14 protein-coding genes are annotated in these 15,698 nt (G+C 40.9%); 8 read left to right on the forward strand and 6 right to left on the reverse strand.

Annotation, left to right across the window (positions count from 1 at the left end; translation table 11 throughout):
• Positions 1-51 precede the first annotated feature (51 nt).
• The 4 genes from J4E76_RS19945 (at position 52) to J4E76_RS19960 (ending at position 5,296) form a co-directional block, all read left to right on the forward strand.
• Positions 52-2,838: a T9SS type A sorting domain-containing protein gene (locus tag J4E76_RS19945; RefSeq protein WP_208506564.1), complete on the forward strand. Its 2,787-nt coding sequence runs from the start codon at positions 52-54 to the stop codon at positions 2,836-2,838.
• Positions 2,839-2,906: 68 nt separating this feature from the next.
• Positions 2,907-4,280, forward strand: coding sequence for a serine hydrolase (locus tag J4E76_RS19950; protein ID WP_208506565.1), 1,374 nt, complete (start codon positions 2,907-2,909; stop codon positions 4,278-4,280).
• Position 4,281: 1 nt separating this feature from the next.
• A complete protein-coding gene (locus J4E76_RS19955) occupies positions 4,282-4,746 on the forward strand; it encodes a sigma-70 family RNA polymerase sigma factor (RefSeq protein ID WP_208506566.1) in 465 nt (154 codons plus the stop codon).
• 4 nt (positions 4,747-4,750) lie between these two features.
• Positions 4,751-5,296: a hypothetical protein gene (locus J4E76_RS19960; RefSeq protein WP_208506567.1), complete on the forward strand. Its 546-nt coding sequence runs from the start codon at positions 4,751-4,753 to the stop codon at positions 5,294-5,296.
• 9 nt (positions 5,297-5,305) lie between these two features.
• On the opposite strand, the gene J4E76_RS19965 is transcribed toward J4E76_RS19960, so the two are convergent.
• The 6 genes from J4E76_RS19965 to J4E76_RS19990 all read right to left on the reverse strand — a co-directional run bounded on the left by J4E76_RS19965 (position 5,306) and on the right by J4E76_RS19990 (position 11,286).
• Entirely contained in the window at positions 5,306-6,682 is a 1,377-nt protein-coding gene (locus J4E76_RS19965) for a pyridoxal-phosphate dependent enzyme (RefSeq protein WP_208506568.1), read from the reverse strand.
• A 97-nt stretch (positions 6,683-6,779) separates the two neighbouring features.
• Positions 6,780-7,754, reverse strand: a complete 975-nt coding sequence (locus tag J4E76_RS19970; protein ID WP_208506569.1) for an alpha/beta hydrolase — start codon at positions 7,752-7,754, stop codon at positions 6,780-6,782.
• Positions 7,755-7,760: 6 nt separating this feature from the next.
• A complete protein-coding gene (locus tag J4E76_RS19975; RefSeq protein WP_208506570.1) occupies positions 7,761-8,687 on the reverse strand; it encodes an aspartate carbamoyltransferase catalytic subunit in 927 nt (308 codons plus the stop codon).
• Entirely contained in the window at positions 8,688-9,239 is a 552-nt protein-coding gene (gene pyrR / locus J4E76_RS19980) for a bifunctional pyr operon transcriptional regulator/uracil phosphoribosyltransferase PyrR (RefSeq protein ID WP_208506571.1), read from the reverse strand.
• A gap of 53 nt (positions 9,240-9,292) precedes the next feature.
• The gene (locus J4E76_RS19985) at positions 9,293-10,882 is read right to left on the reverse strand and encodes a hypothetical protein (RefSeq protein WP_208506572.1); all 1,590 of its coding nucleotides are present in this window, start codon (positions 10,880-10,882) and stop codon (positions 9,293-9,295) included.
• On the reverse strand, positions 10,879-11,286 hold the full coding sequence (locus tag J4E76_RS19990) for an EVE domain-containing protein (RefSeq protein ID WP_208506573.1): 408 nt from the start codon (positions 11,284-11,286) through the stop codon (positions 10,879-10,881). Before J4E76_RS19990 ends, J4E76_RS19985 begins: the two co-directional genes overlap by 4 nt.
• Before the next feature lie 95 nt (positions 11,287-11,381).
• Here J4E76_RS19990 and polX point away from each other — a divergent pair, with 95 nt between their 5' ends.
• From polX to J4E76_RS20010, 4 genes are all read left to right on the forward strand, one after another.
• Entirely contained in the window at positions 11,382-13,094 is a 1,713-nt protein-coding gene (gene polX, locus J4E76_RS19995; RefSeq protein ID WP_208506574.1) for a DNA polymerase/3'-5' exonuclease PolX, read from the forward strand.
• Positions 13,087-14,100 (forward strand): glycosyltransferase family 9 protein, encoded by a 1,014-nt coding sequence (locus J4E76_RS20000; RefSeq protein WP_208506575.1) that lies wholly within the window; start codon positions 13,087-13,089, stop codon positions 14,098-14,100. Before polX ends, J4E76_RS20000 begins: the two co-directional genes overlap by 8 nt.
• Positions 14,097-14,366 (forward strand): hypothetical protein, encoded by a 270-nt coding sequence (locus tag J4E76_RS20005; RefSeq protein ID WP_208506576.1) that lies wholly within the window; start codon positions 14,097-14,099, stop codon positions 14,364-14,366. Before J4E76_RS20000 ends, J4E76_RS20005 begins: the two co-directional genes overlap by 4 nt.
• Positions 14,367-14,451: 85 nt before the next feature.
• Positions 14,452-15,690, forward strand: coding sequence for a hypothetical protein (locus J4E76_RS20010; RefSeq protein ID WP_208506577.1), 1,239 nt, complete (start codon positions 14,452-14,454; stop codon positions 15,688-15,690).
• Positions 15,691-15,698: the final 8 nt, after the last annotated feature.

A 15,698-nucleotide genomic window follows, 5' to 3' on the forward strand; every position in this document is an offset into this window, starting at 1 on the left:
TTAAGTAATCAGATAATTGAGCAATATCAGACCTTAATTTTTTCAAGCTTTATGAAATCAGGCTTTAGACTTCTATTATTTCTTTTTGTCACCCTTACCATAGTTTTTTATGTTTTTAAGCCCAAGCCAATCGATGAGAGACTGGCTTATGAAAGGTTCTTAAAACAGGAATACCAACTTTTTGCAGGCCGAATAGACACTTCAGACTTGGAAGATGGCGAAAGGCCTGACCAACCAGATCATGCCTATTTCCTCAACCACTTGCAAACCTTAGACCCTGCTTTACAGAGAGTTCCATTAAAAAGACTTGAAGAAGCTCGAAATCAAATCGACATTCTGGGAGACAGGTCGGGGATTACAAGGTTTAGCAAAGCAGAAGCACAAAATGATCTCGTCTGGAATAATACTCCATCGAATCTAGCAGGTAGGGTTAGACCTATAACGATTGACCCTGACCGAAGCAGTACGGGACCTACCAAGCTATGGGCGGGCTCTGTTACTGGAGGCCTCTGGGTAAATAACAATGCTGGTGATGCATCTTCATCTTGGGAGAATGTACAAGGACTGCCAGAAAATGCCAGTATCAGCGCCATTGCCTTCGACCCGAATAATAGCGACATCATGTATGTGGGAACTGGTGAATCTTACACAGCTGTCAATATCTATAGAGAGTCATCATCGGTGGGCAACGGTATCTGGAAGTCTGAGGATCATGGTGAAACCTGGACCCAATTGACTTCCACATCAGGGTTCCAGTATGTCAATGACATTGTTATTAAAAGCGAAGGAGACAATAGTGTTCTTTATACCGCTGTAGTTTCAGGTGTCTATAAGGGTGCTGCTTTCCTATCCAATCCTTCTGACGGACTTTTTAGATCCGTAGATGGTGGAAGTACCTGGGCGCAAGTATTACCCAACATTCCCAATACCGACAAGCCATATGCTCCATCAGATATAGAACTAGACGCTATCGGAAGGCTTTTTGTCGGAACTATGAGAAATAGTGATTTAGAAGGAGCCGGGGTCGTTTTATACTCAGACAATGGGCAAGACTGGACAGTCTATGACGAGGTAGCAAATACTCAATTCGATCCAGCATCTCAGTACTACCCTGGGCGCGTTATTATCAAATCAGCACCCACAGACCCAAATAGGGTTTATGCGATCATTAGTGGGGGTAGAATGGAAGCTAGAACAGGCTGGGTAAGAGATGTGGGACCTCAATCTTTTCTCTATCAATCTTTCGACCAAGGAGCCACATGGTCAAGACTTGAGTTACCGGACGATCAAGGAGATACATGGTCGAATATTACATGGCATGCTGCAGATCTTGCTATCAACCCCTTAGATCCGAACACCATCATTATTGGTGCTCTGAATGGCTTTATCATGGAAAATACCAATTCCATTCCGCTAAGAACCTGGACCAACATAAGCCGATGGAATGCTTTTGGTTCTAGTCAGTTCGTTCATGCCGATAATCATACAATCATGTATGATCCGATGAAACCGGATACCATGTTTATTTCTACAGATGGAGGTGTTTTTTACTCCAATAATATCCAGAGCAGCCAACGGGGTTTTATAGAGGTAAACAAAGATTTCAACACTATTCAATACTATACATTGGCGATTTCTGGTGCAGCCAATGATCAGTATCTGATTGCAGGTACGCAAGACAATAGCACAATTCGACTTGAAGACTCAAACCTGGGCTTTTACCCTGGTTCAGGAGGTGATGGAGCTTATTGCTTTATCGATCAGGACGAGCCGGACCTTCTCATGTATTCTTCTCAATACAATGGGTTCAGAGTCGTTTGGAACAGAAATGTTCCACTTAATGCTTCCAACATAACTGGTCGAAATAGTGGGCTGTTCATTAACCCAGCAGATTACGACTGGAGAACAAATACGCTCTTCACAAACAGAGTGGGCATTGACATTGTCAATAATAACAACAATAGCACAACGCCTATTCTAAGGGCCAGGCTCACTAATCAAACCGTACAAGAGCAGTCACTCAATATAGGAGTCGAGATCAATTCTCCCATTTCGAATATCAAGGTCTCGCCTTATGCCCAGTCAGGTCAGTCAAATCTATTTTTAGGAACGCAATCCGGCCGTGTTTATAAAGTCATTAATGCCCAAGGCACTCCTTCTACTCAGGAGATAACAGGTGTTGATTTTCCAACTTCAAATATTTCCAGTATCGATGTTGGAGGCTCTGAAGACGAATTGCTTGTAACGTTTTCTAACTATGGCGTAAATTCTGTTTGGTATACTGATGATGGGGGAACCACATGGCAGTCGATCGAAGGTAACTTACCTGATATGCCTATCCGCTGGGGTATTTTCAATCCGCTAGAAAAGCGCCAAATCTATTTAGCAACTGAGTTGGGAATTTGGTTTCTAGATCGAACAGAAGGAGATAATCTCATCTGGGAGCAAGAGCAGGTTGGCATAGAGAATGTCCGTGTCGATATGATTAAAATTCGCCAGAGCGATGGCTGGATGGTTGCTGCCACTCATGGCAGGGGAATCTTTGAAACCCAGCTTAATGTTGATGATTTTGTAACCTCCACTCCGGAACTCCCTTCTCTGGAGGTAGAGACCTTTCCTAATCCAACCTCAAATGAATTAAATATCAGGCTAAACGCAAACTGGTCTGGTGAAACCAATATCTCATTGACCAATCTGGACGGAAGGGAATTTGAGCGCCTTAGTTTTCCTGAGTCAACATTGCGTATGGATGTTTCTCAATTACCCCGAGGAATATATCTTCTTAAGCTTTGGTCAGAAGGTTATCGGTCGGTCACCAAACGAATTCTAGTACAATAAATTGAATTTATTTCAGACCGGTGTAAGTATTTGATCAATTACTGCAACCTATAGGGAAACAAAGACCTATGCGTTGCGAAAAACTTAGAACATCACGGATCATTGCGCTATTAGTGTGCTTGTCCTATTTGCAAATCGGATACTCTCAATCCTACTCAAAAAACAAACAACTCGATCTATCTAAGTATTTAAAGCACCTGCATGACACCAAAGGATTCAGTGGTGAGATACTGATTGCCAAAAACTCCGAAATCCTGTTCAACGAAGCCATTGGAATGGCTTCCATAGAGTTAGGGGTAGCTATGGAAGTTGGGAACAAGTTTAACATTGCTTCTATCACTAAGACATTCACAGGCGCCCTTATGACAATGGCAATGACCGAAGGGCTTTTAAACAAAGAGGATAAACTAAACTCATTCATTAAGGGCCTTCCTAATAAATTCTCTGACATCTCGATACACCAGCTTCTTACCCATACCTCTGGTCTCCCTCACAACGAGGCAATTCCAGAATATTGGCAGAAAAAATCAAGACTGAGTTACACGTCAGAACAAATGATCAAAGAACTAATCCAATTAGATCTACTCTTCAAACCTGGAGAAAAATTCTCTTATTCAAGTCCGGGCTATTTCCTCTTAGCGGAAGTTCTCGAAAAGGTTTACAAGAAGTCTTTCTATTCAATTTTAGAGGAGAAAATCCTCAAGAGTCTTGCAATGAATTCAACAGGAGGCGCCAACACTCTTGAAATCTTACCAGACATGACCAATGGGTACCACCTTTTACCGAATGACAGTATAGTAAGAGCACCATATAGGAATTATTCTATGGTAAGGGGTGCTGGAGACCTATTCTCTACAACCAAGAATCTGCTGAAATGGAACAATGGATTGTTCAACGGGACGCTTTCCTCTCAAAAAGAGCTTTTGAAAATGTTCGAAATGATGAATGAAAATCAGCCCTATGGCTATGGCTGGTATGTCGACAGGACTAATCATACAAGGTACTATCACGGAGGTGGAACCTGGGGCTACTCATCATACAATGCCTATTATCCTGAAGAAGCTTTAAGCATTATCGTGTTGAGCAATGTTTCTATACTTCCTATGACAGTTATTGGTGAGCAATTAGAGGCAATAGTAATTGGCGAATCTAAACTAGAGACCAAGTCAATTCAAAAGGGATCCTCTAGTCTTCCTATAAAGGATTATGCAGGGGCTTACGCATCCAAAACGAGTGAAATGACCCTTAATATATTCCTAAGGGATGGAGAGCTTTATGCACAACTACAGCGCAACCCTCCTTTTAAACTTACTCCCATTGGAGGCAATGAGTTTTTTGGAAAACAGATCGATATTGCTCTTAACTTTCAAGTAGACAATGATCAAGTTGTTGGTTTAGCAGCAGAACGAATGGGTAGAAAGTTCGAATTCAAAAAGCAGTGAGGTGAAGGAAGAATTCCTAGAAATGATAGCGCAGCATCAGAATATCATTCACAAAGTGTCCAGGATGTATAGGGACCGTGTGGAAGATTGTGATGATCTATTTCAAGATATAGTGTTTCAGCTATGGAGAGCCTACCCCAACTTTAGAGGAGATTCAAAGCCTAGCACGTGGATTTATAAAATTGCCTTAAACACTGGAATGGCTATTTATAGAAAGAAAAGCCCTTCAATAGAAACAACTGAATCGCTGCCTGAAATACATGCAAATGAAAGCTCAGTCTCAGAAAACGAGGAAATGCTGTACGATGCTCTGCATCAACTAAGTACAACTGAACGGGCTATTGTCTCATTGTATTTGGAAGGTTATAACTACTCAGAGATTGGTTCAATCATAGGGATAAGCGAAAACTACACTGGTGTAAAAATCAATCGGATCAAAAAGAAACTCAAAGAAATATTAAAGTAAGGATATGGGATTAGATGACTTTAAAGACACATGGCAGCAAAGCGGTTTGGAGACCAAAGATGATGCTGAACTAGTTCAAATGATCAGCGTTGCGAAAAACCCAAGGATAAAAAGAATAAGATCGAGGATGATTATTGAGACAATATTGACAGTGCTTCTTATAGCCATTGTTATGACAGGATTGGATAGTGAGGAAAAACCTCTTTGGACCAACATTGCGCTAATTATTGCGGGTTTATCTTACGTAATCAATCGCGTAATGGGTCACGCCAAACTGAAGAGCCCAAAACTTGACGAAAACACTCGGAAGATCACTGAGTTAATGATTCAGGATATAAAGAAGCTATCGATTTCTTCAACAATTACAGCCCTTCTACTTGGCTCTACCTTATTGCTATTCCTAAGTATCAATATAGACTTCGATACAGATAAACTGTATTTACTCGGTGCCATGGTACTTACAATGCTAGTGCTCACATATTTGTCCACTAGAGTATGGAGGCTACAAATACGTAGCCTCAAGGAAGTTTTAAATGAACTATCTGAATAGTGTGACGACCTAGTTCGAGGTCATCGCTTTTAAGATGTCATGCTGTGTAATGATATGAGGAGCTCTATTCTCATCTCTTACCATTACAGCAGGATTATCCTTAGTAATTACTGAAGAAAGTACATCTAATGTATTGTCAAGCGGAACAAACTGAAAAGGCTTATCCATTACTTCTGAAACAGGCTTACTCTGCAATGTCTCATCGCCTATCATCTGAGCCAAAAGCTTTGAGTCAATAAGGCTTCCTACAAAGTTGTCACCATCAACTACCGGGAGTTGAGAAATGCTATTTGCCGTCATCATTCTAATGGCGTCTCCCACAGTAGCCGTCTGAGCAATTGTTGTAAGGTTACCATTACCATTTTGATGTGCTAGAATATCAGCTGCAGTTTCAAACTCTCGTTCTTCCACAAAACCACGTGCCTGCATCCAGTCATCATTGTAAATTTTACCTAAGTATCTCGTACCATGGTCTGGCAAAATAATTACCATCACATCGTCATCAGACATGTTTTCTTTGGCCCAATCTAAAGCTCCAGCAACTGCCGAACCGCAAGACCAACCACAGAACATTCCCTCCTCACGAGCGAGTCTTCTGGTCATAATTGCTCCATCCTTATCAGTGACTTTTACGAAATGATCGATTACGCTGAAATCAACATTCTTAGGAAGAATGTCTTCTCCAATTCCTTCCGTCAGGTATGGGTAAATTTCCTTTTCGTCAAAGACACCCGTCTCCTTATACTTTTTAAATACTGATCCGTAAGTGTCTATACCGACAGAAACGACTTCTGGATTCTGTTCTTTCAAATACTTAGAGGTACCGCACATAGAACCGCCTGTTCCAACACCAGCTGCCCAATGTGTGATTTTGCCTTCTGTATCTCTCCATATCTCCGGGCCTGTAGTTTCGTAATGTGCCTGAGCATTGGATGTGTTATCATACTGATTTGGGTAGTATGAATTTTCAATGTCTTTGTTCAGCTTAGAAGCCACTGAATAATATGATCTTGGATCATCTGGCTCAACGTTAGTTGGACATACGATCACTTCAGCCCCTACAGCTTTCAGTATATCAATTTTCTCTTGCGACTGCTTATCTGCTAGAGTGAAAATGCATTTATAACCTTTGGCAATGGCGCCCAATGCTAGGCCCATACCTGTATTTCCAGAAGTTCCTTCTATGATCGTTCCTCCAGGCTTTAGATCACCTCTTTTTTCGGCATCCTCAATCATCTTCAGCGCCATTCTGTCTTTCATAGAATTGCCTGGGTTGAAGTATTCAACTTTGACAAGAATTGTACCTGGAACACCCTTATTGACCGAATTTAACTTCACCAATGGTGTATCCCCGATAGTTTCGATGATTGAATTGTAATAATGCATTTTCCTTTTTCTATATAGTTTTCACAAAGCTACTGCTTTCTCAATCGATTGCGAAATGACAATAGCTCAAACAAGTATTCTTTACAATAAGCTAACCTTAGTTCATTCTAAGAAAGTCACTTACCTTACTGGCGTAGCGGTCTTTGTATTCGGGCCTTGTGTATAACTGAACATGATCTGCATCTTTGAACAAGACAGGATATACGTTGTAGAGTCCCTCAATCTCAGCCTCCAATACTTCTGATGGTGTTGTAGCGTCTCCATCGCTGTACAGTACAAGCGTTGGGAGTTTAGCATTTGACAAAAGATAAGAGAACTTCATATTGTCACTCCAGCCATCAACTACTTTGTCGAACTTCTTCCAAGACTCATTGAAGATAAAATTAGGGATGCCCATTTCGGCACCGGCTAGTCTGGTGGTTTCTCGAATATTACTCAACGGACTTCCGAGTATTAGTTTCGTCACTTTGAGCCCTTCCTTATTCTGATACTCCACTAAGTCAGGTCTATTAACTGCCGTTGCACTTGCCATTGCTCCCATAGAAAAGCCCCAAAGCACAAATTCTTCTTGAGCATAGCGATCCTTCAGCATTTTCATGGAGCCCGTGATGTCTTCAGCAAATTCATAACCGAGTGCAGTTTTTGCTTCATCGGATTTTCCCGAGTTTCTTAGGTCTGGGATAAAAATATTGTAGAGTGAATCGAGGCCTTTGTCTTTGACCAGCTCTAAGTACTTCAAGGTCTTCAGTCTATTTGAAGTTCTTCCATGGTTAATCATCAAAGTCTTCGAAACCTCTGGGGCTGATGATGGGATATACCAACCATTCAGCTTAAGCCCATCTGTTAAAGTCTCAAACTCTATCTCATCATAATCAGGGAAACCGTAGTCAGCTGGGTTACGGTTATCACCGATCGCGTAGTCTGCTACCATTGCTGTATCATTTAACACAAAATCGAAGGTATACCGGTCATAATCGGTGATCATACTGACCGTTTTAGGAACCACTAAAAAGTAGAATGCCAATACCAACAGTACTATAATGACTGCGAGGATTTTGAGAAATTTCTTCATGATTTTTTATTTAGAAACGGAAGCCAACAAATACAAGACAGCCATTCTCACAGCCACTCCATTTTCAACCTGATCGAGAATTATAGCATTTTCTGAATCTGCCACATCACTGTTCAGTTCTACCCCTCTATTGATTGGACCCGGATGCATTATGACAATCTCTTTGTCAATTGTATCTAGAAGAGCCTTATTGATCCCGTAGTACAGGGAATATTCTCTTAACGAAGGGAAGTACTTGATGTGTTGTCGCTCTAATTGAATTCTTAACACATTGGCTACATCGCACCATTCAAGTGCCTTCTTGACGTCCAGTTCAACCTTAACCCCTAAGGAGCCTATGAATTTTGGCAGCAGTGTATTCGGGCCACATACCATGACTTCAGCACCGAGCTTTTGCAGTGCAAAAATGTTACTGAGCGCAACCCTAGAATGTAGAATATCTCCTATGACCGCTACTTTCTTACCAGCAACATCGCCAAGTCTCTCTCTTATTGAATAGGTATCTAACAATGCCTGAGTTGGGTGTTCATGAGTACCGTCACCAGCATTCACAATATTGGCATCGATATGTTTTGATAAGAAGTGTGGAGCTCCCGGACTGGAATGTCTCATTACAATCATATCCACCTTCATAGAAAGGATGTTGTTGACCGTATCAAGGAGAGTCTCTCCTTTTTTGACCGAGCTACTACTGCTTGAAAAATTAATCACATCAGCAGATAATCTTTTCTCTGCCAATTCAAAGCTCAATTTTGTTCTTGTGGAGTTCTCAAAGAAGACATTTGCTATGGTAATATCTCTTAGTGATGGTACCTTTTTGATTGGACGATTGATAACATCTTTAAATTCATCAGCGGTACGGAAGATCAAGTCAATGTCCTCAGCGGTAAGGCCCTTGATTCCCAGAAGGTGTTTAGTACTCAACTGCTCCATCTATGCTTCTTCCTTATTAATTAGCCAAACAGTATCCTCCGGAGCATCATTTTCCCCTTTCCATTCCACCAGAACTTTTTGACTGTCCAGTGTATTAACCTCCTTGCCCACGTAATCGGGAAAGATGGGTACATGCTTGGCATACTTTCTCACAACCAATGATAAGAGTTCGACCTTTTCAGGCCTTCCGAAAGCATTCATAGCGTCAAGTGCCGCTCTAACTGATCGTCCAGTATAGAAAACATCATCGACCAGAATCACCTTCTTTCCTTCAATAAGAAAATCGATCTTAGTTTCATTAGCCCTTACTGGGCTGTCTCTCCTACGAAAATCATCCCTGAAAAATGTTGCGTCCAGATAGCCGAGTGAAACTTCCGTATCGATGAGCTCTGACAGGCGTTCCTTGATCTTTCTGGCCAAAAAGATTCCTCTTGGCTGAAGCCCTAGAAGCACGGTATTATTAAAATTTTGATGGTTTTCTATCAGTTGTTGACAGAGGCGGCCGATGGTGATGGCCAATTGTGGATGACCTAGTAAAAGCCTTTTTTGCATTTCAGGAAACAAATATAAGAAAAGGAAATGGTCGGAGAAATGCAGTGGGTGAATTAATCCAATTTGCTTGCAACAGTCTTAGGTCCCAATTCCACAGAATTAATAAAAAACACCTTTCGGATCCCAGAGGATCGGTCTGGCGATCTTACATGTTGTATTCCATATACAAGCACCTTATTACCATACCAACGTGTGACTCCCCTGAAATCATCCTTCTCATACCTGAGTTCTTCCTCTTCACTAAGAAGGGCTAAAGGGCTACTCAACCCTTTTTTGTCCTCAGTATCATTGAGATTCTTGACCACAAGTTCTCTATCGTGGTAATAGGCGTAGTAGGTTTCGTCATCTTGCCACTGAAATGCACCAAAGTCTTGAAGTGCACTTTCAGGATTTTCTTTAATATCAAAACTAGCATCCCATAAGACCTCTCCCTTAAGATCCACGGCTAGGGCAAAAGCATGCGTAAATGAAAAATCTGGCGGCCTGATAATACCATTACCCGTATTCAAGTTTCTCCCTCTTCTTACAGTCATTGGGTTAATAAAATCATCATTAAAACCACTTAGACTGGATGAATTTATCCTATTTCGGATTTGGTTATTGGTAGATACAGTCCAGGGTTTATAGAACTCTCCTGCAATAATCAGTTTGTCATCCAGTTCGATCATTTCTCGAAAAATCACATCAATCTTATACCTCCATTCCTTTTGGTTCTCTTTAGCTGCCAGGGCACGTGCCTTCATTTTAGAGGCACGCCTTTTACCCGTATGATCAAGGAAACTTTCGAACTCACCAAAGTTCAGGTACTTCATGGTTTGTCTACCAGTTCTATCGACATGATTAATATAGTATCCACTAGGGTAGGTCCCTGTTTTCACACTGTAAAGTCCCATAATCACTTGGGCCTTATCGATGATGGAGGACGAAACACCTGATAGCAATTGATGTTCAGTATCTGTTTCTAATTGATACCCTCGAACTAAATTGCCTTCATAGTCATAAGTATTGACCAGAATGGTTCTGTCTTTTTTATCATCCAACTCCGAGGCAATCACATTAAAGGTTACGCTATCGCTGTTAACCCTAACTTCCATTAATTCTGAGTTGTTCTGATAGACATTGGGCAATGTCCTAACCGCATCCGCAACCATGTCATAAACAAAAACAGCAGGTCGACCTTCGATGTAGCCACCTATTATTGCAGAACCTTTAATTGCCTCAAATTCCGATATATTAAGGTCCACAATTTGTTTAGGTTCAAAGGTCCGAACCTCTTTTTTAAGTCCATCCAAAGCCACTATTTTGATAATCCTATTATCTGAACTAACCTGGAAAAGTAGGTATGTTACATTGTTATGGTAATGATAACCTTTGAGGAATTCGCTTTTTGAGGTTTCAAAAAAACCTGTCCATTCCTCCTTAAGTTCTTGGTCTAGGTGACTGAATTCTATCCTTTTACTACGCCCAGCACTTTGAGCAATGTGCTTTACGAACATCGCACCTCTTTCCTCATTTGAAATGACTACATAATTGAGGTTCTCCCAACTATTTTCGATTTCATAGCGATTCAGGTATTCTACCTGTCCACAAAGAGGGGTTAAACAAACGACAAACAAACAAAGCAGATAGAACTTTCTTATCATGATTCAGACATAGCAATTATTGTGTCAAATTCTTCCCTTTTAACAGGTTGTACTGATAATCTTGAGTTTTTGACCAGAACCATCTCCTCCAAACTGGGAGTCGCCTTAATCTGTTCAAGGCTAATGGCAGATTTAAGTTTCTGCTTTGGTACAAAATCAACAACTACCCAACGATCATCATCGATTGTAGGGTCTGGGTAATGCTCACTAACACACTCGGCAATTCCCACCACACACTTTTCGTTTACACTGTGGTAAAACAAAGCAAGATCACCTGGCTTCATAGCTTTCAAGTTATTTCTCGCTTGATAATTCCTTACGCCATCCCAGTGATCCTTTCCCAGTTTCACCAAATCATCCCATGAATATGTATTTGGTTCAGATTTAATTAGCCAGTAGTTCATAAAGACTTATTTTTAACTTTGATTCCCTGAATTTAACAAAAGCAGCAGGGTAAAAAAAGCTATCAAATTCACATCTCATCACAAATCGTCAAGACTTGGACAGCGCAACAATACTTAAACAACTGAAACTGCAGGCTGCACTTATGGAGCTGCACGATGAAAACAGTTTTAAAATCCGCGGCTATCAAAATGCGGTATTCAATTTGGACAAAAGCGATGTCGATCTCATGGCTTTAGATCTCAAAGGTTTGGAGCAACTAGATGGGGTGGGCAAAGGCATTGCAGCCACTATCTTCGAAATAGCAACAAAGGGTATATCTGAAGCAATGCAGCAATTCCTGGAGACCACTCCAGAGGGAATTATTGAATTACTTGACATAAAAGGTATTGGTCCCAAAAAGATCAAAGTACTTTGGAAAGAACTAGGAATAGAAAGTGGCCATGAATTAAAAGAGGCTGCGAACTCTGGTCTTGTGGCCAAACTCAAAGGCTTTGGTGACAAAACACAGCAAGCCATCATTGCAGCATTAGAATTCAAAGAAGCCAATGCCAACAAACTACATTATTCGGAGGCCGAGCTTTTGACTACCGAGGTTCTTGATGCGCTTTCGTCTAGCCCCATGATCAAAGAAATAAGCCCCGTTGGCGGCTTAAGAAGAAAGTTGGAGGTGATTGACAAAATAGAATTATTGATTGCCGGTACTGACTTTGACAAGCTTGAAAACGAAATAACAGAGCTCTCTGACTTTGAACAAGATGTTATCAATAGTGGTCCAAAAACATGGAGAGGCACCTTCAAACAACACTTAGTTCCTTGTGAATTCACTTTCACCCAACCAGAGACATTTGTCAAAGACTTGTTTCTTAGAACAGGAAGTACACAGCACCTGTCTATTCCAGTATTAGAGAAAAACACACTCAGAATGCTCTCCAATGAGGGTTCATTCGCCACGGAGGCCGAGCTTTATTTGGCAGCTGGCATGGACTACATTGAGCCTGAGCTTCGCGAAGGAACCTTTGAAATACAGGCTGCCAAAAACAACAACTTACCAAAGTTGGTGGAAATGAGTGATCTCAAAGGCATCCTCCACAACCACTCCACTTACAGTGATGGCAAACATACGCTGGAGCAAATGGCCACATATTGCAAGGAATTAGGTTATGAATACCTCGGTATTTGTGACCATAGTAAATCGGCTTTCTATGCCAATGGACTTGAAGAAAATCGGGTGAAAGACCAGCATGAGGAAATTGACCGTCTCAATGATAAGCTTGCGCCATTCAAGATATTTAAGGGTATAGAGTCAGATATCCTTTACGATGGTCAACTGGATTATGACGATGATGTATTGGCAAGCTTCGACTTTATAGTTGCTTCAGTACACTCTGTACTTAAAATGAATAAACAGAAGGCCACCCAAAGACTTCTGACGGCCATCGAAAACCCCTTCACCACAGTTCTAGGGCACCCGACAGGAAGGTTATTATTGAGAAGGGAAGGTTATCCTATAGATCATAAGGCGGTCATTGATCATTGTGCTAAGCACAACGTAGTGATAGAGATTAATGCCAACCCATGGAGACTGGATTTGGATTGGCGATGGGTAAACTATGCGATTGAAAAAGGCGTTATGCTGTCTATTAATCCGGACGCTCATCAAATGGAAGGTTATCATCACATGAAGTTTGGACTGCTTGCAGGTCGCAAAGGTGGGCTGACCAAAGCGATGACTTATAATGCGCTTTCGGCTGAAGAGATTTCTGCACAATTCGAAAAGAAAAAGGAACAAGCAAAAACGAATGCCTAGAAAAGTACTGATCATTCGTTTTTCTTCCATTGGGGATATCGTACTGACCACTCCAGTTATTCGGGTAATCAAAACCCAATTAGAAGACACCGAAGTACACTACTGCACCAAGCGCCAGTACCACAGTGTCCTTGAAGCAAATCCATATATTGATAAGTTTCACTTTCTGGAAGATGACCTCAACGCTCTGGCCAAAGAGCTCAAAGCAGAACAGTTCGACTTTGTTGTTGATTTGCACAATAACCTTAGAACACGAATCTTAAAAAGTAAGCTAAAGAAACCTTCTGCGGCATTCCCCAAATTAAATTGGGAGAAGTGGTTGGTAGTTAATCTCAAAGTAGACAAACTACCCAATGTCCACATTGTCGATCGGTACCTAGAAGCAGCTAAGCCCTTAGGCATAAAAAAAGATGCCTTAGGACTCGATTACTTCATCCCAGAAAAAGATCAGATTGAAGATGAATGGCTTCCAGAAACACATCGGAATGATTTTGTTGCTTTTGCCATCGGTGGCCAACACGAAACTAAGAAGCTTCCTATTGACAGAATGATTGAGCTTTGTGACAAGATCAATAAACCGATCGTGATCTTAGGAGGCAAAGAGGATGCAGATAATGGCGCGAAGATAGAAGCTTTCTTTATGCGTGGCGATGAGTCAGCGGATCAGAAAGAGTCGCTCGATGCGCTAGGAAAGAAGGCCCAGATCTACAATGCTTGTGGGAAGTTTAGCATCAACCAATCTGCCTCTATTATTAAGAAGGCCTCTTATGTTTTCACTCACGACACTGGCATGATGCACATAGCTGCGGCTATGAAAAAGAATGTTTTTTCTATCTGGGGAAATACCATTCCTGAGTTTGGTATGTATCCCTACCAAACCAAATTCACCCTACTTGAGAATAAAAAACTGAGTTGCAGACCTTGCTCGAAAATTGGGTATGATAAGTGCCCAAAAGGTCACTTTAAATGTATGAATGATATCATCTTTGATTTTTGGCTACCATGAGTAACAAAAGTCTCCAGCTTATCTCCTTGATACTTCTGTTATTATCGCTGCTAACTGAGTTGAGTGATAGTCAGGGTTGGATAAGCTTCAACAATCCTGAATTGGCCTTTGGACTCTCCTTGGGTTTCGTGCTTTTTTCATTGTCATTCAATGTCAAGATCATTCGAGCTATGGGTATTCCAGAAAAGGAAAAAAAGAAGAGCCAGTTAATGACCCTTGTTACTGCCATCTATGCTTTCCTAGTCTTTGGGATTGAGTTGTTTTAAAACAAACAAGTTAAACCAGTCATCTGGCTGATATTCCTCTGATTCAGAATACCAGATACTTCTTTTGTCCACACGTTAAAATAGTATGCGCTTATTGGCCTTTGCCGCCCTCTTGCTGCTATACGTTGAAGCCTCTTCCCAAAATAAGAGTGGAATTGTTAATACATGGGTACCAATAGATGTTCAGGACTATAATGAAGAATCCAATTCATGGGATTCCTTCTACATGCTTTCCATACTAACCTTTGAGAATGACTCCAGCGGAAATACATTATATGGTGGCACCGACTTCAAAACACCTTTTTCATATCGTCTGATCAAAGACAGTCTGGAATTCAGATTATTAGGCGAAAAAGCAGAGAGAGTACTCGTGGTCGAAAATTCTGAAGATCGTCTAAAGCTATTTCTTGACTCATTCAATACTGTGACTTATGTACCCTTGGAAAAAACTAATTCCAGCATTGATATTGAGAAACTCAGGAAAGCTTTAATAGGGAAAACCTGGGATTTTAAAATTAGACCATGGAGAAAAAGTGTTGAAATACCCGTAGACCTTAGGGAAGGCATACAAGACTCCTCTTTGATACTAAACCAATTTATTAAGTATGCCAATGATGCATACTTACCAAGTTCCCTAGAACTTGATGATTATCCACATATCTGGAGTATAAGTGAAAATCACTCCCATATGGTGTTAAGAGTTGAAACTATTGGAATAGACACTCGCTCAGCCATTTCATCTTCTCTCCTTTTCATAGAAAGCTACAACAGAACTATGTTCAAAGGTTACCTGTGGCAAGAGGGAAGAAAGATCCAGTTTACCACTAGACTTAGGAGAAACTCAGAAGAGATCAAGGCACGTAACCTGTCCAACCTTACGGCAATAAAGTGGAGGTTGGACAAAGTAAAACCAGAAAAAATAAGACGAATAAGGAAAAGAGGTCTAATTGACTTAGGGACGATTGGTGATGATTTCATTGAATACATTCCCAGAGACTATGTACACGACAGCTCCCGTGTTGTATTGCAAAGCGATATCTCGCAAAAGAAGTTGGTCCTTGAATTTAAACAAGACCATAGTTACAATATACTCCGAGACAATGAGCTCATTAATTCTGGAAACTGGTTAGGGCTTTTTAATCTGCGTTCTATTAAACTTCACAGCAACATTGGCGAAAATGAAGATGGAATTCTGACGGGGCATATTGAGGTGCTTTCCTTGTCAAATAAAAAACTGGTTATCAAAAGACGTCTTTTCCAAAGATTAAATAACCAGTTTAAATACCCAAAGAGTCAAATTGAAACTTATAGACCTATTCGCTAAACCTTAAT

It is taken from the genome of Roseivirga sp. E12 (genome assembly GCF_017592825.1).
Lineage (GTDB): Bacteria > Bacteroidota > Bacteroidia > Cytophagales > Cyclobacteriaceae > Roseivirga.

Coding starts and splice junctions, on each gene's coding strand:
- J4E76_RS19985 (WP_208506572.1), bottom strand. CDS start 10,882: ATGATAAGAAAGTTCTATCTGCTTTGTTTGTTTGTCGTTTGTTTAACC.
- J4E76_RS19975 (WP_208506570.1), bottom strand. CDS start 8,687: ATGGAGCAGTTGAGTACTAAACACCTTCTGGGAATCAAGGGCCTTACC.
- J4E76_RS19965 (WP_208506568.1), bottom strand. CDS start 6,682: ATGCATTATTACAATTCAATCATCGAAACTATCGGGGATACACCATTG.
- J4E76_RS20005 (WP_208506576.1), top strand. CDS start 14,097: ATGAGTAACAAAAGTCTCCAGCTTATCTCCTTGATACTTCTGTTATTA.
- J4E76_RS19960 (WP_208506567.1), top strand. CDS start 4,751: ATGGGATTAGATGACTTTAAAGACACATGGCAGCAAAGCGGTTTGGAG.
- J4E76_RS19945 (WP_208506564.1), top strand. CDS start 52: ATGAAATCAGGCTTTAGACTTCTATTATTTCTTTTTGTCACCCTTACC.
- J4E76_RS20000 (WP_208506575.1), top strand. CDS start 13,087: ATGCCTAGAAAAGTACTGATCATTCGTTTTTCTTCCATTGGGGATATC.
- J4E76_RS20010 (WP_208506577.1), top strand. CDS start 14,452: ATGCGCTTATTGGCCTTTGCCGCCCTCTTGCTGCTATACGTTGAAGCC.
- pyrR (WP_208506571.1), bottom strand. CDS start 9,239: ATGCAAAAAAGGCTTTTACTAGGTCATCCACAATTGGCCATCACCATC.
- J4E76_RS19990 (WP_208506573.1), bottom strand. CDS start 11,286: ATGAACTACTGGCTAATTAAATCTGAACCAAATACATATTCATGGGAT.
- J4E76_RS19970 (WP_208506569.1), bottom strand. CDS start 7,754: ATGAAGAAATTTCTCAAAATCCTCGCAGTCATTATAGTACTGTTGGTA.
- J4E76_RS19950 (WP_208506565.1), top strand. CDS start 2,907: ATGCGTTGCGAAAAACTTAGAACATCACGGATCATTGCGCTATTAGTG.